Origin of the sequence: Nonomuraea sp. NPDC005983 (assembly GCF_040614375.1) — a bacterium.
Lineage (GTDB): Bacteria > Actinomycetota > Actinomycetes > Streptosporangiales > Streptosporangiaceae > Nonomuraea.
Genome location: NZ_JBEXUP010000002.1, coordinates 21,712 through 45,665, shown reverse-complemented (window position 1 = coordinate 45,665; position 23,954 = coordinate 21,712). Strand labels below are relative to the sequence as shown.

Here is a 23,954-nt window from a genome sequence, read left to right as displayed (position 1 = left end):
AGAGGGGTGCTCATGATGGCGAAGTCAGCACGGGCGGCGGCGGCGTGGAAGACGTACCGCGAAGTGACCAAGCCAGGCACACCTGGCGTGCTGAGCAGGGTGCGGGCCATCCCCCGCATGATCGGCGCGGTGATGCGCGGCCAGTACGACGGCATGGGCAAGGGCAAGCTGGCGCTGCTCGCGCTCGGCGTGGTCTACATCGTCTCACCCGTCGACGTGATCCCGGACTTCCTCGTGCTGGTGGGCCTCGCCGACGACTTCGGCGTCTTCCTCTGGCTGATCGCGTCGCTGCTCGGTGAGAGCGGGCGCTACGTCGACTGGGAACGCAAAATCATCGCCGGCCAGGTCGAAGGCTAGATCTGCTCCATCCTGAGCCAGGCGCGCGACGGCAGCGGGTGGCCGAACAGGCGGGCCGCGTTGCCGTACGCGACCCTGGCGATGTCGGCCGGTGGGAGCGTTCCGAGGTTGGTGGCCAGCGACTTCTGGGTGTCGGGCCAGGTCGAGTCGGAGTGCGGGTAGCCGCTCTCCTGCAGCACGTGGTCGAGGCCGACCGCGAGCCGCACGCCTGACAGCGCGTGGTCGTCGAGGGTGCCGAAGTAGAAGTTGCGGCGCAGCACCTCGCTCGGCTTGAGCCCGCCGTCCCACTCCGCCTCGCCCGCGACCGGGTGGTCGAGCGCGTAGTCGGCCCGTGCCGCCAGCATCGGCAGCCAGCCCACGCCGCCCTCCACGATGAGGATGCGCAGCGACGGGAAGCGCAGCGGCAGGCCCGACCAGAGCCAGTCGGCGCAGGCGAACATGGCGCTGGTGGGCATCAACGTGGTGATCGCCTCGATCGGCGTGTCGGGCGACGGGACGGGCGACCAGCTCGACGCGCCCGTGTGCAGGCAGACGACCGTGCCGGTCTCCTCGCAGGCGGCGAAGAACGGATCCCAGTGGCCCGAGTGGATCGACGGCAGCCGCAGCCGGGTCGGGAACTCGGGGAACACCACGGCCTTGAAGCCGCGGGCCGCGTTGGCGCGGATCTCCTTGGCGGCGATGTCGGGATCGGGGAGCCACGGGAGCTGCAGGCCGATGATCCGCTCGGGGTAGGTGCCGGCCCAGACGTCGATGTGCCAGTCGTTCCACGCCTTGACCAGAGCCAGGCCGAGCTCCTGGTCGCGGGTCCTGGCGAACGGCATGCCCGCCTGGCCCGCCAGCATGCCCGGGAAGCAGAGCGCCGCCCAGATGCCGGCGAGATCCATGTCCTCGACGCGGGCCTCGATGTCGTGGCAGCCGGGACGCATGTTCTCGAACCTGACCGGGTCGAGGGTCCACTGCTCGCGCGGCAGCCCGGCGCCGACGTCTATCCCCGCGCAGGGATAGGTCGCGCCGCCGTACCGCCACACCTGGTGACCGGCCTCCGTCTCCACGACCTTGGGCGCGACCTCGGCGAACTTCTCCGGCAACCTGTCCTCGAAGAGGTCGGGAGGTTCGATCAGGTGATCGTCGGCGGAGATGATCACGTAGTCGCGCCGCCTCGGATCAGGGTCGGGGAGCAGCGGCGTAGTCACGCAGGTAACCGTACGACGGCGGGATAACGTCGAACAAGCTGCGACGTATCCGTTGGGTATCCAAGCCCTCTTCGGACCCGGGATCGCCGGGGAGGGGGCGCGGGCGACCCCGGGGTGCCGACGGTCCGCTCAGCCCCGCGGACCCAGCCATCCATTACCCCGCTGGAGCAGGCTCAGTCAGCAGACCACGCCGCAGTCCTTCGACGACGCCCGACCCCACACGCAGCACCTCCGCGCAGTACCGCGCGACCGAGCCGTGCCGCGCGACCAGGTCGGCGAGGAAGAGTCGCTCGGCCCGGTAGAGCCGCTGCCACCGGACCGTGCGATGGTCTGCGGTGGCATATCCACCTACGTCGCGAAAATTGCAGAGTTTGTCGAGCTTGATGTGGCGGATCACGCTCATCACCCTAGTTCGCGGTGGGATGCGCCTCCTGCCGCTCGGCGGGGCCGTCCGCTGCCTCCGCCGCCTCCGTGGACTCTGTGGGTTCCGCCGGCTCCGCGGGTTCCGTCGGCTCGGCTGCTTCCTCCGCCTTTCTGTCGGCGATCTCGCGTCGGATGAGCAGGATCCAGCCGCCGATGGCCACGCCGATGAACAGCCACCACTGGACGCCGTACGCCAGGTTGAGTCCGCCGCCCGAGCCCACGTCGGGCGCGGGCACCGGCTCCGGCGCCGCGGCGGGCGTCGGCTGCTGCCCGGTCAGCTCCACGTACCCGCCCACGAGCTGGTACGGCAGCCCCTTGCCGATCTTGCCGGGGTCGATCAGCAGCACCTGGCCGGGGGGCAGCCCCGAGCGGTCCTTGAGCCCGCTCGACTCCTCCGTCTCGCCCGGGCGTAGCCGCCCGGTGACAGTTACCTGCCCTGCGGGCGGCGCGGGCACCTCGGGCGGCGCGTCGGCGCTCGCCCCCGCCTTCACCCAGCCCCTGTTCACCAGGACGGCCTGACCGGCGCCTGTCACCAGCGGGGTCAGCACGTAGAAGCCGGGCCTGCCCTCCTGCGGGCGCCTGCGCACGACCAGCCCGTGCGCCGTGTCGTAGCTGCCCGAGACGGTGACCGTGCGGAAGCGGTCGTCCGCCTTCACCTGCCGGCCCGGCCCGGCCAGCGTGCCGAGGGGGACCGGCTCGGCAGCCAGGTTGGCGGTCACACGGTCGCTGTTGGCCGAGCGCTCCTCGAACCGTCCGAACTGCCACCGGCCCAGGAACACGAAGGCGGGGATGACCAGCAGCACCACGACGTGGAGCGCGACCCAGCGAGGCGTAAGGAGGAACCGGTACACCCTTCAAGAGTAGGCAGCGCGACCCGTGCTCCCTCATCTGCCACCCTGCAGCCCCGATCTGGAGGAATGGCTTACCAGAATGGTGGTTCATCGCGTACGGTCGGGTTCGTCCCCCTGCGACCCCCCACCCCAAGGGCCTCATGTCCCTGCTTGCCGCGCCCTCGGAGGCGCCCGCGTTCGAGCTGCCCCGGTTCGCCCGCCTGTTGCGCCACGCGCTGCCGCGGGTGCTGGAGGGCATGATCCTGCCCGTCGCGGTGTTCTACGTCGGCTTGGTGCTCGGCGGGTTCACCGCCGGCGTCGTGGTGGCGGTGGCGTGGGTGTACGGGGGAGCGGCCTGGCGGATCGTCAAGGGCCGGGCCGTGCCGGGAAGCGTCCTGCTGGCGGCGGGCATGGTCACGGTCAGGGCGGTGCTGGCACTGCTCACGGGCAGCCCGGTGCTCTTCTTCCTGCAGCCGACGCTGGGCGTGTTCTGCGCCAGCGCGGCGTTCCTCAGCACGGCGCGGTTACGCAGGCCGCTCGCGCGGCGGGTGGCGGAGGATCTGGTGCCGCTGCCCGACCATGTGCTGAACAAGCCGCTCATGCAGCGATTTTTCCGCCGGCAGTCGCTGATTTGGGGGTGCGCGCAGTTCATCAACGGCTCGCTGAGCCTGTGGCTGCTGCTCAGCCAGCCCGTGCAGACCTACCTGCTCGTCCGGACGTCGGCGGTGGCGGTGCTGCTGTCGGGAGCCGCCCTGGTGACGCTGGCGGACTTCCGGGGTCGGCTACGCGCTCTTCAGCGCGGCGCCTGAGCCGGGCAGCGGGGTGATCTCCCGGGGCCCCGCCACCTCGTGCCCCTCCGCGCAGCGCAGGTACTGCTCGACGGGGGCGCCGCAGTCGCGGTGCGTCAGCAGCACGGGCGGGCCCGGCTCACCCGCCAGGTACCTGTCACCCCAGTGCATGAGCGCCACCAGCAGCGGGTACAGGTCGCGGCCCTTGTCGGTCAGCCGGTACTCGTAGCGCTGGCGCTGGCCCGGCTCGCGGTACGGCTGCTTGCGCAGCAGGCCCTCATCGACCAGCCGGGCCAGCCGCGCGCTGAGGACCTGGCGCGGCGCCCCGGTCATGGCCTGCATGTCGGCGAATCGGCGGACGCCGGTGAACGCCTCGCGCAGCACCAGGAAGGTCCACTTCTCCCCGACGATGTCCAGGGTGCGCTCGATCGAGCAGTTGTCCACCCGAAAAGGCACGTTCATACCGACTATCATACCTGAGTTCAATTGACAGACTCAGCCGTCGACCGGCAAGCTGAGTCCATGCTCGGAACCCAGATTCGCCCGGTCAGCTCGGACGACGAGGAGAGCGTCCGCCGCTTCCTAGCCGGGCTCTCGCTGCACACGCAGACCCTGCGGTTCTTCACCGGGATCGGCTGCCCGGCCGCCGCTCTGGTGCGCGCGCTGCTCGCGACCGACGAGCGCAGGGACGTCCTGGTCGCCGTCCAGGAGGGCGAGATCGTCGGTCACGCCATGAGCTACCGGGGCGGTGTGGCCGACGTGGAGATCGCGATAGTGGTCACCGACCAGTGTCAGGGGCGCGGGCTCGGTCGCAGGCTGATCGAGAGGTTGCTGTACAGGGCCGCCGTGCGCGGGGCCACCACCGTCGGCATGGACGTCATGGGCGAGAACAGGCGGGTGCTGGGGATGATCCGCAGGCTGTGGCCGGAAGCCAGGATGACGGTCTCTTCGGGATTGGTGGAGGTGACCGCTATCCTCCAGGAGGCGGCGGTATTTGCGGAACAACGTTCTGGTGGCTCACCATTGACAGCGTGAAGAGTGTCAGGAACGGACGCGACGGCCGGACCCGCATCATCGAGGGCGCCCTGCGCCGGTTCAGCCAGGACGGAGTGTCGGCCACCACCCTGGCCAGCCTCCGCGAGGAGAGCGGCGTAAGCGTCGGCAGCTTCTACCACCACTTCGCCAGCAAGGAACACGTCTTCGGCGTGCTGTACGCCGAGATCCTCGCCACCTACCAGGAGGCGTTCCTCGCCGAGCTCGTCAGTCACAAGGAGGCCCGCGACGGCATCGAGGCCGTCGTCGCCTTCCACATGCGCTGGGCGGGCGAGCACCCCGAGCGGGCCAGACTGCTGGTCAGCGAGCGCCCGCCGCGCAAGACCGAGCCGGGTGGCCCCGAGGTGGCCGAGGCCCGCCGCGCCTTCTTTCGCGAGGTCTCCGACTGGTGGCGGCCGCACATGAAGAACGGCCTGCTCCAGCCGGTGCACGCGACCATGTGCTACGTCCTGTGGCTCGGCCCGGCCCAGGAGATGTGCAGGCTCTGGTTCGCCGGGGCCCACACGCCGACCGACGAGGAGATCAAGGGGCTGGGCGAGGCGGCCTGGCAGAGCCTCCGCCAGCGCGAGGAGTGACGAAGCGGCCACGTTGAGTGGTGTTACTGTCCGATTGTGACACGACCTCGGGCACTCGTCCTGCCCATCTTGCCGGAGCGCGCGCTCGCCCGCCTGGGCGAGGTCGCCGACCTGGCCCAGGCGTCCGACCGGCCCAGTGTCGGCTTCACCGACGAGCAGCTCGCCGACCTGGTCGTCGAGACCGGCGCGACCGTGCTCGTCACCGACGGTGACGAGGTCCGCGCGTCGGTGCTCTCGCTTCCCGTGCGGGTCGTCGCCAGCATGGCCGCGCCCACCAACGTCGATCTGGAACTGGCCGCCGAGCGCGGAGTCGCCGTCCTGCACGTCGCCGACCGCGACTCGGAGGCGGTCGCCGAGCTGACCATCGCGCTGCTGTTCGCGGTCAGCAGGAACCTCGTCACGGCCGACAGGGAGGTGCGGCGGGGCCGCGGTTACCGAGGCCGGATGCCACCCGCGCAACGCCACCGCGGCATGCGCCTGAGCGGGCGCACCTTCGGCATCGTCGGGCTCGGCCGGGTCGGCAGGGCGGTGCGCTGGCGCTGCGAGGGCCTGGGCATGCGGGTCATCGCCTGCGACCCGTACGTGGAGGAGGCTGCGCACAGCCTGCCCGCCCTCCTCGCGGAGGCGGACGTGATCTCGCTGCACACGCCCGTGACCGGCGAGACCAGGGGCCTGTTCGGCTCCGCCGAGTTCACCGCGATGCGCCCCGGCTCGATCTACCTCAACACCGCCCGGGGCGCGCTGCACGACCTGACGGCCCTGGTGGAGGCGCTGCGCGACGGGCAGCTGGGTGGCGCCGGGATCGACCACTTCGAGGGTGAGTGGCTCGACCCCGCCCATCCGCTGACCAGGCTGCCGAACGTGGTGCTCACGCCGCATCTGGGCGAGGCCACGGGAGAGAGCCACGAGGAGCACGCTGAGTCGATCGTGGAGGACATCGCGCGGCTGCTGCGCGGTGAGGAGCCCGCGCACGCCTGCGCGCCCGTCATGCCGGTTGCCGGATCCGCGTAGGCACCCGCCAGCAGGCGGTGTCGAGGGAGATGTCGAGCCGCAGGTCGCCGCGCTGCCTGCGCAGGCCGGGCACGCGCACCCGGTCGTGGACGTCGAAGCGCCCCCGGTGCGGGTAGCCGAACCCGAGTTCGTCGGGCAGGACCCGCAGGTCGTCGCGGTTGCCGCAGCTCGGGCAGGTCCAGGAGACGAGGTCGAGGCCGCGGTTGTAGTCGGAGCAGGCGCTGAAGTACTCGTCGGGCATGAAGCGGGACTCGCAGGCCAGGCAGGGGATCAGCATCGGACCCGCTCCTATCCGGACGTGGGTTGGTTCACTAGAGATATCGCGCGTCGGTTGTCCCTCGCTTGCAGAACACTTGGGTATTCCGGTAACAGTATGATTACTCTAAGTGTCCGATCATGTCGATAGCCTGGCGGTGAAAGGATGGTCGCGTGGAACGACTGCGCGAGCACCTCCTGGAGACCGGCTACACCATCGACGGCGTCCGCGACAGGCTGGGCGACATGGCGGCCTCGGCCCTCGCCCGCGAGGAGCTGGTGCCGGCGTTGCGCGCCACGGCCGACCTCGATCCGCTGGCCACCCTGATCAGGCTCTGGTGGCTGGGCGTGTCCGTTCCGGCGGGGGCGGTGCCCGCCGCGGTGCTCGCCTCTGTGCTCGATTCCGGCCTGCTCGTCGCCGAAGGGGGCGAGGTCAGGGCGTCCGTGCAGCTCCAGCCTTGGGAGAGCGGCGGCTACGTGGTCTCCGACCGCAAGGTGCGGCCCGGCGATCGCGCCCTGCGTCCCGACCACGTGGTGGGTGCGGGCGGCGCTTCGGCGAACCTGGCACAGCTCGTCACCCGTCGTCCGGTCCAACGGGCGCTCGACCTGGGCACCGGCTGCGGGGTCCAGGTGCTGCACCTGGCGGGCCGGGCGGATGAGATCGTGGCCACCGACGTGAACCCGCGCGCCGTCGAGCTGGCCGAGCTTAGCTGGAAATTGTCGGAAATTTCGGGTGTGGAGGCTCGGGTCGGCTCGATGTTCGAGCCCGTCGAGGGCGAGCTGTTCGACCTGGTCGTCTCCAACCCCCCGTTCGTCGTGACGCCGCCCGGCCAGGGCTCGACGCTGACGTACCGCGAGACGGGCCGCGAGGGCGACGCCTTCTGCCGCGACCTCGTCCGCCAGACGCCCGGCCACCTCGCCCCCGGCGGTCAGGCCCACTTCCTGGCCAACTGGCTGCACGTCGAGGGCGAAGACTGGCGCGAGCGCGTCGGCGGCTGGCTCAGCGAGACCGGCTGCGACGCCTGGGCGGTCCAGCGCGACGTCCAGGACCCCGCGGAGTACGTCGAGCTGTGGCTCAGAGACGCAGCCGAGCAGGGCACCCCCGGCTACGCCGAGCACTACGACCGCTGGCTGAGCTGGTTCGACGAGCAGAAGGTGGAGGGTGTCGGCTTCGGCTGGATCACCATGCGCAACTCGGGCACCCTCGACCCGGTCGTCCGCGTGGAGCAGCTCACCCACCAGGTCGCGCTCCCGGTCGGCGAGTACGTCGACGGCGTCCTCGACTCGATCGCGACCGCCCACCGCGTCCAGAACCTCGACTCCGCGCTGCTGCGCACCGTCGACGGCCTGCTCGACGAGCGCGTCGGCCTGCCGGGAGCCGAAGACCCGATGCGGATCGTGCTGCGCCAGACCACCGGCCTGCGCCGCAGCAGGGAGGTCGGCACCGTCGAGGCCGCGCTGGCCGGCGTGTGCGACGGCGAGCTGGCCCTCGGCCCGCTGCTCAACGTCATCGCCGAGCTGGTCGGCGACGGCGACATCCTGCACGCCGACGCCATCCGCCCGCTCATCGCTGAAGGATATTTCCTGCTTTGATCCGGCATTGATCCGACGTTGACAGCCACCGGAGAGGCTAGCGAGCACGGCACGAGCCTGGGGGGTACGAGGTTCGTGTCAGGCCCGGCCGGCCGTCGGTGTGAGGCGGCTAGCCGCCGCGCGGAGCATCCCGATAACCGGGCCCCCTAGCGACGCGAGGCGGTCAGATGGCCGGCCGGGCTGAACTTTCGTGACTCCCAAGGGACAGCCTTGTTCAATCATGTGTGGATGACACGTCTGGACGACGAGCTGTACTCAGGACTCGACGACCTGGGCGCTGTCGAGGAGGACCCTGAGGTCCGCGGCTTCGGGGGCGCCGAGCCTGGTGAAGATGTCCAGGGCCTGCCGTAGGCAGTCGGTGCTCCGCGAGGCGCTGCCCAGCCCTCTGAGCGCGTTGCCCAGCACGGTGAGCGAGAGCGCCTCGCCGTACGGGTGGCCGATCTCCCTCGACACGATCAGCGCCTGCTCCGCGTGACGCACGGCGTCCGGGTAGCGCTGGGCGGCGATGAACGTCTCGGCCAGTCGCGAGCACACCCGCTGCTCCCAAACCCGCTGCTTGCTCGCCCGGAAGAAGGCCAGGCACTCCGCGTGGTGGTGCACCGCCTCCGTCAGCCTGCCGACCCGGCTGAGCACGATGCCCAGGTGGTAGCGGGCGCGGGCGGTGCCGGCGCCGCTGCCGATCTCGGTGAAGATGGCCAGCCCCTTCTCGGCGGCGGCGATCGCGTCGTCGGCGTGGCCGAGCCCGAGGTGGTCGCGGGCCGAGTAGCTGAGCACCAGCGCCTCACCCGCCGGGACGCCGTTCTCGCGGTAGAAGCCCATCGCCGCGTCGAACCACGACAGCGCCTCGGTGTGGCGGCGCTGCCTGCCCACGACCACGGCCAGCGCGTTCAGCACCTCGCCCGTGACGACCTTCTCGCCGCCCGCGACGGACAGCTCGTGCACCCTCCTGAACTGCTCCTCGGCCTGGGTCAGGCGGTTGCCCGCGAACAGCACCCGGCCGAGCACGTAGCGGGCGCGCAGCTCGCTCGCCGGGTCGCCGATGCGCGTGGCCGTCGCCAGCACCGCCCGGGTGCCGTGGTCGAACTCGCGCGTGTGCGTGCCGGACTCCAGCAGCGGCTCCATCGCCACCAGCAGGTCGCCGGCGGGCAGGAGCTGCTCCGCCGTGCTGGACGCGTCGGCGGCCTGGTTGATCGCGGCGAACAGCGAGTCGCCCTCGGCGATCAGCCAGGCGACGGCCTCGTCGGCGGTGCCGAAGGTGAGCCCGCTGCCGACCACCACGAGGTTGTCGGAGATCATGCTGCCCTCGTAGGCCAGCCGGTGCGCCGACTGGGCGGAGGCCAGGTAGAAGCCGAGCAGTCGCCGCAGCGCCATCACGTGGGCCTGCGGGGGTTCCGACTTCTCCAGCTCCCGCCTGGCGAACAGCCTGAGCAGGCCGTGGAAGCGGTAGCGGCCCGGCGCCGGGGCCTCCAGCAGGCTGGCGTCGACCAGCGACTCCAGCAGGTCCTCCGTCTCGAACATGGTCATGGAGAGCACGGCGGCGGCGGCCCCCGCCGAGACGTCGGGGCCGTTGGGCAGCGAGAGCAGCCGGAACGCGCGGGCCTGAGCGGCTTCCAGCTGCCCGTACCCGAGCGCGAAGGTGGCCTCGACCGCGAGGTTGCCCACCCGCAGCTCGTCCAGGCGGCGCTGCTCGTCGGCCAGCCTGGGCACCAGCGACGCCACCGTCCACGACGGGCGGGCCGCCAGCCTGGCCGCGACGATCCGCACCGCCAGCGGCAGGAAACCGCAGGCCGCGACGACGTCCATGGCCGCGCCGTGCTCGGCCGCGACCCGCTCGGGGCCGGCGACGGCGGAGAACAGCGACAGCGCCTCGTCGGGCTCCATCACGTCCAGGTCGATCAGGCGGGCGGAGGGCAGGTCGGCCAGCTTGACCCGGCTGGTGACGATCGCCGCGCAGCCGGGGGAGCCCGGCAGCAGCGGGCTGACCTGCTCGGCGTCGCGGGCGTTGTCGAGCAGGACGAGGACGCGCCGCTCGGCCAGCAGCGACCGGTAGAGCGCGGACCGTTCCGACAAGCCCTCGGGGATGATGTCAGGCGGGATGCCGAGCGCCCGCAGGAACGCGCCGAGCGCGGAGGCGGGCGAGATCGCCTCGTCGGTGTAGCCGCGCAGGTCGGCGTAGAGCTGGCCGTCGGGGAACAGGTCGCCGGTGGAGTGGGCCACGTGCACGGCCAGGGCGGTCTTGCCGACACCCCCTATGCCGCAGATGGCGGCCACGGGCAGCCCCTCGGCGGACGCCTGGGCCGACAGCAGCGTGCGCAGCCGGCCGGCGATCTCCTTGCGTCCGGTGAAGTCGTTCACCGCGGCCGGGAGCTGGGCCGGGCGGGGGAACTCCGGGAGCGGCTCGTCCTCGTCCGGCTGGTCCTCCACGACCTCGGCGGCGGCCAGCGTGGGGTCGGCGGCCAGAATGCGCTGGTGCAGGGCGGCCAGCTCGGGGCCGGGCTCGATGCCCAGCTCCTCGATCAGCGCCTCGCGGGTCTCGGTGAACACGGCCAGCGCGTCGCCCTGACGGCCGCAGCGGTAGTAGGCCAGCATGAGCTGCGCGCGCAACCGCTCACGCAACGGGTGGTCGGCGGTCAGCGCGATCAGCTCGGAGACGACGGCCGCGTGCTCGCCCAGCTCCAGGTCCACGTCCATGAGCGTCTCGAGCACGCTGAGGCGGCGTTCGGCCAGCCGGTCGCGCTGGTGCTCCGCGTACGGGCCCACGGCCCCCGCCAGCGGCTCGCCCTCGAACAGCGCGAGCGCGGCGCGCATGCGCCTGGCGGCCTCGGCCGGCCTGCCGGCTTTGCGGGCGGCCTCGGCCTCCTGGATGCCGCGTTCGAAGCGGGTCAGGTCGAGCGCGCCGTCGGGCAGTCGCAGCGCGTAGCCACGTCCGACAGAGGTGAGCAGCTCGGGCCGGGAGCGGGCGGGCCTGTCAGGTTCCAGCACGGTACGCAGCCGCGAGACGTACGTGCGCAGCGCCCCCAGCGCCCTCGGCGGCGCGTCCTCGCCCCAGACGGCGTCGATCATCTCGGCCGGCGTGACCGCGCGGCCCTCGCGGAGCAGGAGCATTCCGAGAATGGAACGCTGCAACGGCGTTCCCAGGTCGAGCTCCTGGCCATCACGCCACGCGCGGACGGGACCGAGCACGGCGAACCGCAGCCCACCTTCGAGGCTCTGACCAGCCATGCCGTCTGTCTCCAAGGCAATGGAACGATTTGCTACCAAATGATAGATCCATCTCTGGCCAATACCTAGTTCGTTAACCGAAGCGTCGACCGGCGGCAAGCTGCCGCGAAGAATCAGGCCCCGCCCATGACATGAGCGGGGCCGTACGGATGTTCCTATGCTGCTTCGACCAGACCGAGCCTCATGGCCAGCCGTTCTCGGACGGCCGGCCATTCGGAGTTCAGGATCGAGTAGAACGCCGTATCTCGGACCGTGTCGTCGGCGCCTCGGCTTTCCGCTCGTCGCACCCCGTCGAAGTGTGCGCCGAGAGCCTCGATGGCGGCCCGTGATCGGACGTTGCGTACATCAGCTTTGAGCGTGATGCGGTGGACGTTCCAGCTGTCGAAGGCGTGCGAGAGCATCAGGAACTTGCTCTCCCGGTTCACACCCGAGCCCTGGGCGGACGCGCCCAGCCAGGTGTAACCGATGTCGGCCACGGACGGGATCTCGCCCACCGCTCCCCGCGTACCCGGAGGCCAGGGCATGGGGCCCTGCCAGTACTCCAGGTTCATGAGACGGGTGGCACCGACCACGCGGTCGGTGTTCAGCCACCGGATGGCGAAGGGCATAGTGCGGCCCTCCGCCTGCTCAGCCAGCACGGCCTCCACGTAGGAGACCATCTCGTCCCGGCCATCCGGGACGCGAGTGAAGGCATACGTGGTGCGGTCTTCACTCGCCGCGGCGACGAGTTCGTCGATCACCGCGAGGCTGAGAGGTTCCAGGCGCACGAAGCGCCCGGACAAGGTGACAAGAGCGGGCATGAGCACATGATGGGGTCTGCTCACCACTGGTGTAACCAGGCATCGCCCGCGAACTTTTGCAGCTTTCTGAAGGTATGGCGTTTCCGCAGGTCAGAGGGCCGATTCCGGGAGATCGGGACCGGCCCCGAAGGTAAAACTTCGGCTAACCGTGCACTGCCGTCGGCACGAGCGCCAGTTCCGGTTCAGGCGAGGCGCTCCGCCGTCGCAGCGACAGCTGTCGCAGGCCCGTCGCGAGATGATCGAGACTGTCGGCGATCCACGGCAGCTGGAGCGGGTCTGCGCTGTTCAGCGCGGCCATCCGCTCCTCGGCGGACTCCCCGTACAGCAGGCTCACGGCCACCCGCACCCGCGCGGCGGCGGGGTCGTCGCCGAACGCGTGGCCGGGCAGCACGCCGATGCCGTGCTCCTCCAGCAGCGCCCTGGTGATCTCGGCCGAGCCGCCGAGCCGCAGGTGGCTCAGGTCCGGGTAGAGGTAGAAGCCGCCCTGGGGGACGGGCACCGAGGCGCCGATCTCGACGAACCTCTCCCTGACGGCACGGGCGACCGCGCCGTGCAGCCTCCGGCTCCGCACGATGCGCTCGACCAGTTCAGGGGCGTCGGTGAAGGCGTAGGTGGCGGCTTCCTGCACCGGGGCCGCAGGGGCGGACCAGATCTCGCTGGCCACCGCGAGCAGCCTGCTGCGCAGCGCGTGCGCGCCGTCCGGCAGCCTGGCCACGCCGATCCGCCAGCCGCCGAGAGCCAGGTTCTTGCTCAGGCCGGTCGTGATGATCGTGCGCTCGGGGGCGAGGTCCGCGGGGGAGGTGTAGGGGAGGTCGGGGTCGTGCAGCAGGTCGCGGTAGATCTCGTCGGAGATGATGATCAGGTCCAGCTCGCGGGCGACGTCCACCAGACGGCGGATCGTCTGCGGCGACGCGAGGCGGCCCGTGGGGTTGTCGGGCAGCGTCACGAGCAGGCAGCGGACGTCCCTGCCCTGCGCGCGGGCCTGGAGCACCGCGGAGCGTGCCGTGTCGGGGTCGGGGGCGCCGCCCTCTCCCGGCGGTGCGGGCACCAGGATGGGACGCGAGCCGACCAGATCGGCCTGCGCCGCGTAGCTGACCCAACTCGGCCTCGGGAGGACGATGTCGCCGCCGATCGCCAGCAGCAGGCCGTACAGCAGCGACTTGCTGCCGGGGCCGCAGACGACCAACTCGGGGTCGGTGATGAGCCCCCGTCGTGCCCAGTAGCCCGCCGCCGCCGCCCGCAGTCCGGACGCCCCCGCGACCGGCCCGTAGCCGTTGCGATCGGATGCGGCCGCCAGCCTTTCGCGGAGCGCCGGGTGGACGGGCAGCCCTGCCTCGCCGAAGGCGAGGTGCAGCACGCGTTCCCCGGCGCGCCGTCTTCGTTCGATGTCTTCGTTCGCCGCCAGGGTGGCGGACAAAGTCACGCTCATGGTTGTCACGTTCCCAGCGTGGTTGGATGAAGGCATCAGCACAAGCGAGGCTTTTCGTGGGTAGGCATAAGGAAGTCCGATGCTCGAACTACGCCGTCTGACGTTGATCTGCGAGTTCGCCCGCCGAGGCAGCATCGCCGCCACCGCCGAGTCTCTGGGCTACAGCCCCTCGGCCGTGTCGCAGCAGCTCGCGGCCCTGGAACGGGAGACAGGCACCGCCCTGATCGACAGGACGGCGCGCAGCGCAGAGCTCACCGACGCGGGCCGCAGACTCGTCGCCCACGGCGAGCGCATCCTGTCGATGGTGGAGGAGGCCGAGTCGGATCTGTCCGCCCACGCCGGCATCCCGGCCGGACGCGTCGTCGTCACCGCCTTCCCCACGGCGGCCGTCGCCTTCGCCCCGGCGCTGGCCCGATCGCTACGCCGCCACACCGAGCTGACCCTCCGCCTCGGCCAGAGCAGGTCCGGGCGGGGCATGCGCGAGGTGCAGTCCGGCGAGGTCGACATCGCGCTCATCGACGACTGGTACGGCCGCGTCCGCGACAACGACAGCCTGCGCGTCTACCCGCTGCTCAGCGACCCGCTGGTGCTCGTGGTGCCGCGCAAGCACCGCCTCGCCGACCCCGAGGTGCCGCTCGACCTGCGCGAACTGCGCGACGAGCCGTGGATGGCCACCCCCGACGGCGAGCCGTCGCGCCTCGCGGTGGACCGCCTCTTCGTGGACGTGGGCGGTACCAAGCCGACGCCGTGGGAGTTCGAGGGGCTGGGGACGATCCTGTCGCTCGTGGCCAAGGGCATCGGCATCGCCGCGGTGCCCGCGCTGGCGCTCGCGGCGGGGGTCCGCGGGCTGGCGGTGCGGCAGTTCCCGGGAAACCCGGTCAGGCGCGAGGTGCACGCGGTCGCCCGCGGCTCCAGCGTGCACCGCCCTTCGGTGTCGGTGACGTTGCGGGCGATCCACGTCGCGGCGCGCTACATCGCCGCCGACCTGGATCCGGTGCGGCCCGCGGAGCGCTGACGCGAGCGCACATTCCGGTAGCGTCTGCGGCTATGGCGCCGTCCTACTCCATCGAGCAGCTCCTCCTCGCCCAGCCCAGCATCAGCCGGGTGGCGGGGGTCGACGAGGTAGGCCGGGGGGCGTGGGCCGGGCCCGTGACGGTCTGCGCCGTCGTGACCGACCTGTCGGAGCCGCCTTCGGGCCTGACGGACTCCAAGCAGCTCTCGGCCGCCAAACGCGCCTCGCTGGCGGGGGAGCTGGAGAGCTGGGCGCTCGGCATCGGGTACGGCGAGTCGTCGCACACGGAGATCGACCGGCTCGGCATGACCGAAGCCCTGCGCCGAGCCGCCCGCCGCGCCCTGGAGGCGCTACCGGTCAGGCCGGACGCCGTGATCCTCGACGGCAAGCACGACTACATCGGGCCGCCGTGGCCGGTGCGGCTGGAGGTCAAGGGCGACGCGGCCAGCATCTCGGTGGCGGCGGCGTCCGTGCTGGCGAAGGTGCGGCGCGACACGTACATGGGGACGATCGGCTGCGTGGAGTACGCGTTCGCGGAGAACGCCGGCTACCCGTCGCCGGTGCATCAGGAGGCGCTGGCCCGCCTGGGGCCCACGGAGCATCACCGCCTGTCCTGGTCGTACCTGGACGACCTGCCGCGTTGGCGCCATCTGAAGCAGCACCGCGACCCGTCCGTGGGAGAGGGCCAGGCCAGCCTGTTCGGCTGAGACGTCCTGCCGGTAAGTCAGGTTCAGGTGTCATCGAGAGACCTGTGGTGGCCGTGCAGAATCGGTCATCATCGGGTGGGTGCGTATCGGGATCTTTCTGGTTGTGGCCCAGTTTCCGGGGCAGGACGCGGGGCGGGTGCTGGCCGACGCCGTCGAGTTGGTGGTGGCCGCCGAGGAGGCCGGGTTCGACGACGCGTGGATCGCCGAGCACCACTTCATGTCGTACGGGGTGTGCCCGTCGGCCGTCACGCTGGCGGCCGTGGCGATCGGCAGGACCAGCGCGATCGGGGTCGGCACCGCCGTGAGTGTGCTGTCAACGCAGCATCCGGTGGCGCTGGCCGAGCAGGCGGCGATGTTGCACCACCTGTCGGGCGGACGGTTCACGCTGGGCGTCGGGCGGGGCGGGCCGTGGGTCGACCTGGAGGTGTTCGGCACCGGGCTGGAGAAGTTCGAGCGGGGGTTCGGGGAGTCGCTGGACGTGCTGCTGGCGGCGCTGTCGCGGGAGCGGGTGTCGGCTGAGGGGGAGTTCTTCCGGTTCCGGGAGGTGCCGGTGGTGCCGTCCGCCAGGTTGCGGCCGGTCGTGGCGTGCACGTCCGAGGCGACGGTGGCGCTGGCGGCGGATCGGGGGCTGCCGATGCTGCTCGGGATGCACGTCGATGACCGGGAGAAGGCCGCCGTGGTGGACGCGTACGAGGCCCGGCGGGGGGCGCCGGAGGCGGGGCACGTGGCGGCGGCGGTCGGGTACGTGGCCGACTCGACCGCGCGGGCCGTGCGGGAGCTGAAGGAGACGATGCCGCGCTGGCTGGAGCCCGGGCTGGCGGGGTACGTGCCGGTGGACGATCGGGCGCGGCCCCCGCGAGATATCGGGAAATATGTGGACTTCTTGACTCGGGTGCACCCCGTCGGGTCGGCTGAGCACTGCGTGGAGAGCATCCTACGCACCGCCTCGGTGACGGGCATCGCCCATCTCATCCTGATGGTCGAGGGCCTGGGGGACCAACGGCGAACTCTCGAGAACATCCGGCGGCTGGGGGCAGAGGTGCTGCCACGCGTCAGGCCCGCCGCCGCGTCCCGCTGACGAAAACGCCGGTCCGCCACCGCCGGGGCGCAGCGGTGGCGAACTCCGAGTCGCCCGCCACCGTCAGCCGGCGGTGGCGGACGCCCTGGCGGTCAGCAGTCGACCAGTTCGGGTTTCTGGTTGAGGATCTGGGCCCTGGGGGTGACGAAGTCGCGCAGGGCCTCGGTCGCCGCCGGGTCGAAGACCGCCACCCGGTGGCAGTTCTGGAAGGCCAGCCGGACGCCGAAGTGACTCTCCAGGGCGCCGCGCATCGCGTCGCTCGCCAGGCAGCGCAGGAGCTGGCCGCGGGCCTCCTCGGACGGCGGCGGAACCTGGTTGTCGGCGAAGTCGGCCCCTGACTGATTACGCTGCTCGACCAGCTCGCTGATCACCGACCAGGCGTAGGGCAGGGAGTCGCGGACGCAGGCGACGAAGGCCGCGTCGTCGATCTGGCCGGTTCTGGCCTGGTCGAGTAGATCGTTTGGAACGGTCAGCGACATGCTGTCTCCTCTCGAAAGGGGTGAATCTGACGCTAGGTGTGGCCGGCTGGTCACTCCAGATGACCGGAGGGCGACAGTCATGGGCCGTAGACGAAGTGCGGGTCGATCTGCTCGGCAAGGTCGAGGCCCGTGCGGTCGTTGGCCCAGGCGCGGGCGTTGCGGAGGTGGAACTCCGCCGTCTGGCGGCCGAACCGGGGCCAGTCCTTCACCTGCCCGTCGAGGTGTTTCAGCAGGACGGCCAGCGCGTCGGCGTTACCGGGCTCCAGGTCGTCGAGGGCGAAGGGACGCCCCTGTTCCATGGCGCGGACGGCGGCCGAGTGCTCCATCCAGGTGAGCAGATCGTCACCCACCTGGTCGCGCAGGAAGTCGACGTCGGAGGGCGCGTGCACCTTGTTGCCGACGACCGCGAGCGCGACGTCGTAGTCGGCGGCGTACTCGCGGTACTGCCGGTAGACGCTGACGCCCTGCCTGGTGGGCTCGGCGACGAGGAAGGTCAGGTCGAAGCGGGTGAACAGGCCGGAGGCGAAGGAGTCGGCGCCGGCCGTCATGTCGACCACCACGTACTCACCGGGCCCGTCGACCAGGTGGTTGAGCAGCAGCTCCACGGCGCCGACCTTGGAGTGGTAGCAGGCCACGCCCAGGTCGTCCTCGGTGAACGGGCCCGTCGCCATCAGGCGGACGCCCTCGGCGGTGCTCACCGCGTACGGGCTGGCGGCGAGGTCGTCGAAGCGCAGGAGGCGGGAGCCGCGGCCGGGCGGCGTGGTCTTGACCATGGCCTCGGCCGAGGGGATGCGCGGGTTGTCGCCGCGCAGGTGCTCCTTGATCTCGGCCAGGCGCGAGCCGAGCGGCTCCGGCGACTCGTCGGCGCCGAGCACGAGGGCGAGGTGCTGGTTGATGTCGGCGTCGATGGCGACGACGGGTGCGCCCTGGCTGGCGACGTGTCTCGCGAACAGCGCCGACATCGTCGTCTTGCCGCTGCCGCCCTTGCCGACGAAGGCCACTCTCACGATCGCGCTCCTGAAGCTGATTATGAAAACCGTTTCCATTCGAGGGTGCGACCATCATGCCACACTCGGTGCGTGCGTGATGACGAATTGGCGCGGGCGGTTCGCCTGCGCGAGCAAGGGCAGCGCGAGGAAGCGCGGACGATCCTGCTGGAGCTGGCCGAGCGCCACCCCGACGACGCCGAGGTGGCCTACCAGACGGCCTGGGTGCACGACGCGCTCGGCCTGGAGGCCGAGGCGGTGCCGTTCTACGAGCGCGCCCTGGCCGACCAGGGCCTGGACGACCGGCTTGGCGCCTTCACCGGGCTGGGCAGCACGCTCCGGGTGCTCGGACGCCACCGCGAGGCCCTGGAGACGTTCACGCGCGGCCTGGAGGAGTTCCCCGGCGACCCAGGGCTGCGCACGTTCATGGCCATGGCGCTGTACAACGAGGGCCGCGCCCGGGAGGCGGTCGGTTCCCTGCTCAAGCTCGTGGCCGAGTCGGGCCAGGTCGGCCGGTACCGCCGGGCCGTGGAGTACTACGCGGAGAACCTGGACGAGACGATCTGAGCGAAGGTGACCTCGGTGAGCAGGCGCTCCTCGTGCTCGCGCAGCGCGGTCCAGACCTCGGCCAGCGGGCCCGCCACGCCCGGGTAGCCGCCGTGCTCGGGGTACTCGGGCTTGCCCTCGATGACGGTGATCACGTCCGCGAGCGTGAGGTCCTCGGCGGGGCGGGCCAGCCAGTAGCCGCCCTCCGGCCCGCGCAGGCTGTGGATCAGCCCGGCCCGCCTGAGCTGGAGCAGGATGTTGTCCAGGAACCTGCGCGGGATGTTCTGGGCCGACGCGATCCGGTCCGCCGGCACCGGCCCCGGTGGCGCCGCGGCCAGCTCGGTGACCGCCCGCAGCGCGTAGTCGGTTCTCGCGGAGATCCGCATCACACCGGACTGAGGCCCCAGCGTCGCCGCAGCGCGCTGTCGGCCACCTCGAACAGCATGTCGATCACGATGCCGATCAACAGGATGATGATCATCGTGCCGATCAGCCCCGGCGAGTCCGACAGCTCGCGGGCGTTCGCGAGCTGCTCGCCGAGCGACGACTGGTAGGCGATGATCACCAGCAGCTCGCCCGCCATCAGCGACCGCCAGGCGAACGCCCATCCCTGCTTCAGCCCCGCCAGGAACGACGGCAGCGAGGCGGGCAGGATGACGTGGCGGTACAGCTGGAGCCGCCTGAACCCGAGCATGTGCCCGGCCCGCAGCAGCAGCGGCGGCGTGTAGTCGACGCCGGTGATCAGCCCGTTGGCGATGGACGGCGCCGCGCCCAGGATGACCACGAACGTGATCGCGCTCTCCGTCAGCCCGAACAGCAGGATCGCGAACGGGAACCAGGCGATCGACGGCATGGTCTGCAACCCGGTGATCAGCGCCCCGCACGCGGCCCGCAGCACCTTCACCCGCGACACGGCCGCCCCGACCACGAGCCCGGCGAGCACGGCGAAGGCGAACCCGGTGACCGCCCTGCGCATGGTGGTGGCGACCGCCTGGTAGAACTCGGCCTCGCCCAGCCGCGACGCCAGGTCCTGGAAGGTGGTGAGCGGCCCGGCGAAGACGTACTCGGGCCAGCGGCCGCTCAGCACGACCAGCTCCCAGACGACCAGCACCAGCGCGACGGCGGCCAGCATCGGCCAGGCGCGCCCCCAGACGCGGGCGGCGACCCCCGAGCGCCGCTCGCCGGCCAGCTCCAGCGCGTCGAGCCCGGCCAGCTGCCGGGCGTGCGTGTCAACGGCCATGGCGCATGACCTCCTCCTTCAGCCGGTCGGTGATCCGCACCGCCAGGGAGGCGACCTCGGCGGACTCGGTGCGTCGTGGCCGGGGCAGCGCGACGGGGAACTCCTCGGCGACGCGGCCGGGGCGGCTGCTCAGCAGCACGACCTTGTCGCCCAGCCGTACGGCCTCGCGCACGTTGTGCGTGACGAACAGCACCGACAGGTGCCGCTCCCGCCAGATCCGCTCCAGCTCGTCGTGCAGCAGGTCGCGGGTCATCGCGTCGAGCGCGCCGAACGGCTCGTCCATCAGCAGCACCGCGTCGGCGCCGGACGAGGACGCCGACGACTGGGCGAGCGCGCGGGCCAGGGCGACGCGCTGGCGCATGCCGCCGGACAGCTCGTGCGGACGCTTCCCGCCGAAGCCGCCCAGATGCACGATGTCCAGGAACTCGGCCGCCCTGGCCTGCCGCTCGCGCTTGGGCAGGCCGTCGGCGCGCAACGCCATCTCGACGTTGGCCGAGACGGTCAGCCAGGGGAAGAGCGCGGGGTCCTGGAACATCATCGCGACCCTGCGCCCGCCCGTGGAGATCTCCCCCGCGGTCGGCCTGTCGAGCCCGGCGACCAGCGACAGCAGCGTGCTCTTGCCGCATCCGGACGCGCCGAGCAGGCAGACGAACTCTCCGGGGACGACGGAGAGCGAGACCTGGTCGAGGGCGAGCAGCCCGTTCCTGCCGTGGCCGTACACCTTGGAGACGCCCTCCAGCCGTACGGCGTCCTGCTGGTCGACTACCTGAGTCGTCATGTCCCTCACCTGTCCGATACGGACTTCTGGCCCTGCGCGGCCAGCACCTCGTTGAGCGGCTTGAGGTCGTAGATGCCGTTCAGGTCCACCGGCTTGAGCAGCCCGACCTGCACCGCGTGGTCCGCGCTGGCGGTGAGCGAGGAGGCGATCGGGTCGTTGGTGAACGTGATGTTCTTGAACGCGCTCTGCAGCACCTCGGGCTTGAGCGGCTTCTGGGTCAGCTTCTCGATCGCGGCGTTGGCGGTCTGCGCGGCCGCCGCGGGGTCGTCGTTGATGAACTTCGTCGCTTCGACGTGCGCTTCGAGCAGCTTCTTGACCAGGTCGGGGTTGGCCTTGGCCCACTCCTGGCGGACGATCAGGTGGGTGATCACGAACTGCTTGTCCGGCCAGAGGTCGCGCTCGTCCTGAAGGATCTTGCCCTTGCTCTCCAGCACCAGCCGGCTGGCGAACGGCTCGGGCACCCAGGCGCCGTCGATGTCGCCGGTGGCGAACGTCTGCAGGGTCTGCGCGTTCTCCTGCGGCACGATGTGGACGTCGCCGCCGCCCTTGGTGTCGGTCTTGAGGCCCTTGCTCTGCAGCCAGTAGCGCAGCGCCACGTCCTGGGTGTTGCCGAGCTGCGGGGTGGCGATCTTCTTGCCCTTGAGGTCGGCGGCCGAGTTGATGCCCGGCTTGACCACCAGGTAGACGCCGCCGGACGCGGCCCCCGCGATGATGTTGATGGCCTTGCCCTTGGACTTCTCCCAGGCGTTGATCGCCGGGTTCGGGCCGATGTAGGTGGCGTCGACGGCGCCGGAGAAGATCGCCTCGATCGCGGCGGGGCCGGCGTTGAACGTGCTGGTCTTGACCGGCACGCCGAGGTGCTTGGCGTACAGGCCCTTCTCGACGCCGACGAGCGCCGTGGCGTGCGTGATGTTCGGGAAGAACCCGAGCCGGACCTCCTCGGCCCTGCCTCCCGCGTCGGACGCGGCGCCGCCCCCGCAGGCTGCCACCAACGTGGTGAGTGCCATGGCTGCCACCGCGGCGAGCACCCTGCGAGCGTTCATGCCCACTCCCTATTTCCTACTTAATAAGTCGGCTATGTGAGCATAAAACGCCGTTGTTTCCTTGATGTCAAGTCGGAATTAGCTGGAACGGTCCGGCGTGCGGCCTGGCGAGGGGACGGTGGGCGCGCTGCCAGGCCAGGCCGCCCGGCTGGGCGCCGGCCCAGTCGACGCGCCCAGTGCTCGGTGCTTCGCGTGTGCGGGCAGGCCGCGATCCGCGGCGTGCTTCGCGCGTGCGAGCAGGCTGCGATCCGCGGCGTGCTTCGCGGGCAGGCCGCGATCCGCGGGGTCAGCGGCAGGTGCTGTCGAGCGCCAGCGGCTTCTCCGGCGACATCTTGGACGCGCTGCCCGAGGCGGTGGCCGTCCTGTTGGCCGGGCGCTCCGCGATGACCTGGGCGACCCTGCGCCTGATCAGATTCCAGTCCGGGTAGGCCGTGTTGATCAGCGGCGGGACGAAGCTCAGGCTCCTGATCCTGGTCTCCTTGACCTTCAGCGACAGATCCACCAGGGCGGGCAGCAGCCCCTGCGGGATGTCCGTGGAGATCGCCCGCTTGGTGGCGGTGGCCAGGCCCTCGAAGCGGTTCAGCACGGTCAACGGGTCGGCCTGCTTGGCGACGGCGTTGAGCAGGCATTTCTGGCGGCCCATGCGCACGTAGTCGTCGCTGTCGGTGCGCGAGCGGCCGTACCAGAGGGCCTCCTCGCCGGAGAGTCTGCGCGTGCCTGCTGGCAGCAGGCCCTCGCGGTACTTGCCGTAGATGATCGGCTCCTTGATGGTGATCCGTACGCCGCCCATCGCGTCGATGATCTCGGCGAAGCCGCGCATGTCGACCATGGCGTAGTAGTTCACCGGGATGCCGAGGATGTCGCTGATCGTCTGCTTGAGTATGGTCGGGCCGCGCTGCCCCTTGCGGACGCCCGGCACCATGTCCGGATAGTCCTCGGCGTACTGGAAGATCTCGTTGAGCAGGCCGGGCGTGGTCTGATCGCCCGTGCCGGTGAAGCCCTCCGGGAAGCGCCGCCTGGCCGGGCCCGGCGGCATCGGCACCCGCTCCAGGTTGCGCGGCAGGCCGAGCAGGATCGTCGCGCCGGTCGCGGTGTCGACGCTGGCCACGGTCATGCTGTCGGTGCGCACGCCGGGCCGGCTCGGGGCCGCGTCGGCGCCGATGAGCAGGAAGTTCACCCGCTCGGCGCCGTTCCACGGGTCCAGCGCCATCACCGGGGACGAGGGCGCGGTGAACAGGCTGTTGACGACGTCGCGCGACAGGTAGGCCAGGTGGGCCGCGTACGCGGTCGGGACGAGCACGAGCACGCACAGCGCGGCCGCGACGGCCGTGGTGAGGGCCCGGCCCGTGGTGTTGGCTGCCTCCGGCCGGACGAGCACGAAAGACCAGATGATCACGGCGGACCAGGCGAGCGCGATCAGCCCGAGCGCGATCGACAGGATGGTGAGCCAGGCGGGTTGCACGGCCAGCGCCAGCAGCCTGGCGCTGAACGCGGTCAGCACGGTGAGGATGAAGGCCATCAGCGCCAGGTGAGTGATCATGAGGGCGAACCCGGTTCTCCGGCGGTCGGTGGCGAGGTGGGCGACACCCCAAAGCAGGGCCGACCCCATCGTCAGGGCGACGCTCGCGCCGAGACCGAACCCGCGTTCTCTGCCTGTCATCCCTGGTCAACCCCCGTTAACGCTGATTCATCCCAGGCTAGTTACAGGGCGTGGCCGGTTAGTTCTGCGTGGATTCCGTGTCGGATCAATTCCCGGTAAGCCGCTCTTGAGATATAACGTGAATTGTGAGTGACCGACATGGAAGCTATGGGTTTGACGCTCCCTGGGCACTTGGCGGCCTCGTCCTGGGGGCGCTCGGCCTGCTGGCGCTGGCGACGGTGTCCTTCGCCTTCGACGTCCCCGCTGCCGGGATCGCCTTCCTGGTAGGCGCGCTGTACACGCTCGCGAGCGCGGCAAGCTACGCCTACACCACCCGGGGCGGCAAGTTCGCCGTCTGGAAGGAGGAGCTCGGTCGGCTGCGCGGAGACGAGCGGCTGCTCGACCTCGGGTGCGGGCGCGGGGCGGTGCTGATGCTGGCGGCCAGACGGCTGTCCGACGGCGAGGCCACCGGCCTGGACCTGTGGAGCACCAAGGATCAGTCGGGCAACGCCGAGGCGGTCACCAGGGCCAACGCCGAGCGCGAGGGCGTCTCCGACCGGGTCGAGCTGGTCACGGCCGACATGCGGGAGCTGCCCTTCGTGGACGGCGCGTACGACGCGATCGTGTCCAGCCTGGCCGTGCACAACATCCCCACCACCGAGGGGCGCGACAAGGCGATCAGGGAGGCGCACCGGGTGCTGCGTCCCGGCGGGCTGATGCTGATCGCCGACTTCCAGCACACGCCCGAGTACGAGGCCACGCTGCGCGACCTCGGCGTCGTGGACGTGCGCAGGCGCGACCTCGGCTGGCGGTTCTGGTACGGCGGCCCCTGGTTCAGGACCTGGATGCTGGAGGCCCGCAAACCCGCGTGACCGCCGCGCCGCCGTTCAGGACGGACGCGTCGGCGCCGCTCGGCA

26 protein-coding genes are annotated in these 23,954 nt (G+C 71.0%); 11 read left to right on the top strand and 15 right to left on the bottom strand.

Annotation, left to right across the window (positions count from 1 at the left end; translation table 11 throughout):
* Positions 1 to 12: 12 nt before the first annotated feature.
* Positions 13 to 357 carry a YkvA family protein gene (locus tag ABZ297_RS01610; protein WP_355337656.1) on the top strand — a complete coding sequence of 115 codons (345 nt, stop codon included), beginning with the start codon at positions 13 to 15 and terminating at the stop codon, positions 355 to 357.
* On the opposite strand, the gene ABZ297_RS01605 is transcribed toward ABZ297_RS01610, so the two are convergent.
* From ABZ297_RS01605 to ABZ297_RS01595, 3 genes are all read right to left on the bottom strand, one after another.
* On the bottom strand, positions 354 to 1,550 hold the full coding sequence (locus ABZ297_RS01605) for an amidohydrolase family protein (protein WP_355337653.1): 1,197 nt from the start codon (positions 1,548 to 1,550) through the stop codon (positions 354 to 356). The two genes, ABZ297_RS01610 and ABZ297_RS01605, sit on opposite strands and share 4 nt — an antisense overlap.
* Positions 1,551 to 1,704: 154 nt before the next feature.
* Positions 1,705 to 1,947 (bottom strand): tyrosine-protein phosphatase, encoded by a 243-nt coding sequence (locus ABZ297_RS01600; RefSeq protein WP_355337650.1) that lies wholly within the window; start codon positions 1,945 to 1,947, stop codon positions 1,705 to 1,707.
* 10 nt (positions 1,948 to 1,957) lie between these two features.
* Positions 1,958 to 2,824, bottom strand: coding sequence for an SURF1 family cytochrome oxidase biogenesis protein (locus ABZ297_RS01595; RefSeq protein ID WP_355337647.1), 867 nt, complete (start codon positions 2,822 to 2,824; stop codon positions 1,958 to 1,960).
* 140 nt (positions 2,825 to 2,964) lie between these two features.
* Between ABZ297_RS01595 and ABZ297_RS01590 the strand changes: the two genes are divergently transcribed.
* On the top strand, positions 2,965 to 3,612 hold the full coding sequence (locus ABZ297_RS01590; RefSeq protein ID WP_355337644.1) for a VC0807 family protein: 648 nt from the start codon (positions 2,965 to 2,967) through the stop codon (positions 3,610 to 3,612).
* Here the strand turns inward: ABZ297_RS01590 and ABZ297_RS01585 are convergent.
* Positions 3,586 to 4,053, bottom strand: coding sequence for a helix-turn-helix domain-containing protein (locus tag ABZ297_RS01585; RefSeq protein ID WP_355337641.1), 468 nt, complete (start codon positions 4,051 to 4,053; stop codon positions 3,586 to 3,588). The genes ABZ297_RS01590 and ABZ297_RS01585 overlap by 27 nt on opposite strands.
* Positions 4,054 to 4,113: 60 nt before the next feature.
* Between ABZ297_RS01585 and ABZ297_RS01580 the strand changes: the two genes are divergently transcribed.
* The 3 genes from ABZ297_RS01580 to ABZ297_RS01570 are packed head-to-tail and all read left to right on the top strand — an operon-like array spanning position 4,114 to position 6,230.
* Positions 4,114 to 4,626 (top strand): GNAT family N-acetyltransferase, encoded by a 513-nt coding sequence (locus ABZ297_RS01580; protein WP_355337638.1) that lies wholly within the window; start codon positions 4,114 to 4,116, stop codon positions 4,624 to 4,626.
* Positions 4,623 to 5,219, top strand: coding sequence for a TetR/AcrR family transcriptional regulator (locus ABZ297_RS01575; protein WP_355337635.1), 597 nt, complete (start codon positions 4,623 to 4,625; stop codon positions 5,217 to 5,219). Before ABZ297_RS01580 ends, ABZ297_RS01575 begins: the two co-directional genes overlap by 4 nt.
* Positions 5,220 to 5,255: 36 nt before the next feature.
* Positions 5,256 to 6,230 (top strand): NAD(P)-dependent oxidoreductase, encoded by a 975-nt coding sequence (locus tag ABZ297_RS01570; RefSeq protein WP_355337632.1) that lies wholly within the window; start codon positions 5,256 to 5,258, stop codon positions 6,228 to 6,230.
* Here ABZ297_RS01570 and ABZ297_RS01565 read toward each other — a convergent pair.
* Complete coding sequence (locus tag ABZ297_RS01565) at positions 6,205 to 6,507, bottom strand: hypothetical protein (RefSeq protein ID WP_355337629.1); 303 nt, start codon at positions 6,505 to 6,507, stop codon at positions 6,205 to 6,207. The genes ABZ297_RS01570 and ABZ297_RS01565 overlap by 26 nt on opposite strands.
* Before the next feature lie 152 nt (positions 6,508 to 6,659).
* Between ABZ297_RS01565 and ABZ297_RS01560 the strand changes: the two genes are divergently transcribed.
* A complete protein-coding gene (locus tag ABZ297_RS01560) occupies positions 6,660 to 8,078 on the top strand; it encodes a methyltransferase (protein ID WP_355337626.1) in 1,419 nt (472 codons plus the stop codon).
* A 255-nt stretch (positions 8,079 to 8,333) separates the two neighbouring features.
* Here the strand turns inward: ABZ297_RS01560 and ABZ297_RS01555 are convergent, their stop codons facing one another.
* From ABZ297_RS01555 to ABZ297_RS01545, 3 genes are all read right to left on the bottom strand, one after another.
* A complete protein-coding gene (locus tag ABZ297_RS01555; protein ID WP_355337623.1) occupies positions 8,334 to 11,300 on the bottom strand; it encodes a BTAD domain-containing putative transcriptional regulator in 2,967 nt (988 codons plus the stop codon).
* 155 nt (positions 11,301 to 11,455) lie between these two features.
* A complete protein-coding gene (locus tag ABZ297_RS01550) occupies positions 11,456 to 12,100 on the bottom strand; it encodes a GNAT family protein (protein ID WP_355337620.1) in 645 nt (214 codons plus the stop codon).
* A gap of 142 nt (positions 12,101 to 12,242) precedes the next feature.
* Positions 12,243 to 13,529, bottom strand: a complete 1,287-nt coding sequence (locus tag ABZ297_RS01545) for a pyridoxal phosphate-dependent aminotransferase (protein WP_355337617.1) — start codon at positions 13,527 to 13,529, stop codon at positions 12,243 to 12,245.
* A 79-nt stretch (positions 13,530 to 13,608) separates the two neighbouring features.
* On the opposite strand from ABZ297_RS01545, the gene ABZ297_RS01540 reads away from it, so the two are divergent.
* The 3 genes from ABZ297_RS01540 to ABZ297_RS01530 all read left to right on the top strand — a co-directional run bounded on the left by ABZ297_RS01540 (position 13,609) and on the right by ABZ297_RS01530 (position 16,326).
* The gene (locus ABZ297_RS01540) at positions 13,609 to 14,544 is read left to right on the top strand and encodes a LysR family transcriptional regulator (RefSeq protein WP_355337614.1); all 936 of its coding nucleotides are present in this window, start codon (positions 13,609 to 13,611) and stop codon (positions 14,542 to 14,544) included.
* Between the two features lie 32 nt (positions 14,545 to 14,576).
* Positions 14,577 to 15,248, top strand: coding sequence for a ribonuclease HII (locus ABZ297_RS01535; protein ID WP_355337611.1), 672 nt, complete (start codon positions 14,577 to 14,579; stop codon positions 15,246 to 15,248).
* A 79-nt stretch (positions 15,249 to 15,327) separates the two neighbouring features.
* On the top strand, positions 15,328 to 16,326 hold the full coding sequence (locus ABZ297_RS01530) for an LLM class flavin-dependent oxidoreductase (RefSeq protein ID WP_355337608.1): 999 nt from the start codon (positions 15,328 to 15,330) through the stop codon (positions 16,324 to 16,326).
* A 92-nt stretch (positions 16,327 to 16,418) separates the two neighbouring features.
* On the opposite strand, the gene ABZ297_RS01525 is transcribed toward ABZ297_RS01530, so the two are convergent.
* Together ABZ297_RS01525 and ABZ297_RS01520 are read right to left on the bottom strand one after the other, a co-directional pair.
* Entirely contained in the window at positions 16,419 to 16,805 is a 387-nt protein-coding gene (locus tag ABZ297_RS01525; RefSeq protein ID WP_355337605.1) for an SCO5389 family protein, read from the bottom strand.
* Positions 16,806 to 16,882: 77 nt separating this feature from the next.
* Positions 16,883 to 17,812, bottom strand: coding sequence for an ATP-binding protein (locus tag ABZ297_RS01520; RefSeq protein ID WP_355337602.1), 930 nt, complete (start codon positions 17,810 to 17,812; stop codon positions 16,883 to 16,885).
* Positions 17,813 to 17,884: 72 nt separating this feature from the next.
* On the opposite strand from ABZ297_RS01520, the gene ABZ297_RS01515 reads away from it, so the two are divergent.
* Positions 17,885 to 18,358, top strand: coding sequence for a tetratricopeptide repeat protein (locus ABZ297_RS01515; protein ID WP_355337599.1), 474 nt, complete (start codon positions 17,885 to 17,887; stop codon positions 18,356 to 18,358).
* On the opposite strand, the gene ABZ297_RS01510 is transcribed toward ABZ297_RS01515, so the two are convergent.
* From ABZ297_RS01510 to ABZ297_RS01490, 5 genes are all read right to left on the bottom strand, one after another.
* A complete protein-coding gene (locus ABZ297_RS01510; protein ID WP_355337596.1) occupies positions 18,328 to 18,723 on the bottom strand; it encodes an Rrf2 family transcriptional regulator in 396 nt (131 codons plus the stop codon). The two genes, ABZ297_RS01515 and ABZ297_RS01510, sit on opposite strands and share 31 nt — an antisense overlap.
* Positions 18,723 to 19,577, bottom strand: a complete 855-nt coding sequence (locus ABZ297_RS01505) for an ABC transporter permease subunit (protein WP_355337593.1) — start codon at positions 19,575 to 19,577, stop codon at positions 18,723 to 18,725. The genes ABZ297_RS01510 and ABZ297_RS01505 overlap by 1 nt, the downstream gene beginning before the upstream one ends.
* Positions 19,567 to 20,355, bottom strand: coding sequence for an ABC transporter ATP-binding protein (locus tag ABZ297_RS01500; protein ID WP_355337590.1), 789 nt, complete (start codon positions 20,353 to 20,355; stop codon positions 19,567 to 19,569). The genes ABZ297_RS01505 and ABZ297_RS01500 overlap by 11 nt, the downstream gene beginning before the upstream one ends.
* A gap of 5 nt (positions 20,356 to 20,360) precedes the next feature.
* A complete protein-coding gene (locus ABZ297_RS01495; protein WP_355337587.1) occupies positions 20,361 to 21,398 on the bottom strand; it encodes an ABC transporter substrate-binding protein in 1,038 nt (345 codons plus the stop codon).
* A gap of 286 nt (positions 21,399 to 21,684) precedes the next feature.
* On the bottom strand, positions 21,685 to 23,058 hold the full coding sequence (locus ABZ297_RS01490) for an LCP family protein (RefSeq protein WP_355337584.1): 1,374 nt from the start codon (positions 23,056 to 23,058) through the stop codon (positions 21,685 to 21,687).
* Positions 23,059 to 23,183: 125 nt separating this feature from the next.
* On the opposite strand from ABZ297_RS01490, the gene ABZ297_RS01485 reads away from it, so the two are divergent.
* On the top strand, positions 23,184 to 23,909 hold the full coding sequence (locus ABZ297_RS01485; RefSeq protein WP_355337581.1) for a class I SAM-dependent methyltransferase: 726 nt from the start codon (positions 23,184 to 23,186) through the stop codon (positions 23,907 to 23,909).
* The last annotated feature ends 45 nt before the right edge of the window (positions 23,910 to 23,954 follow it).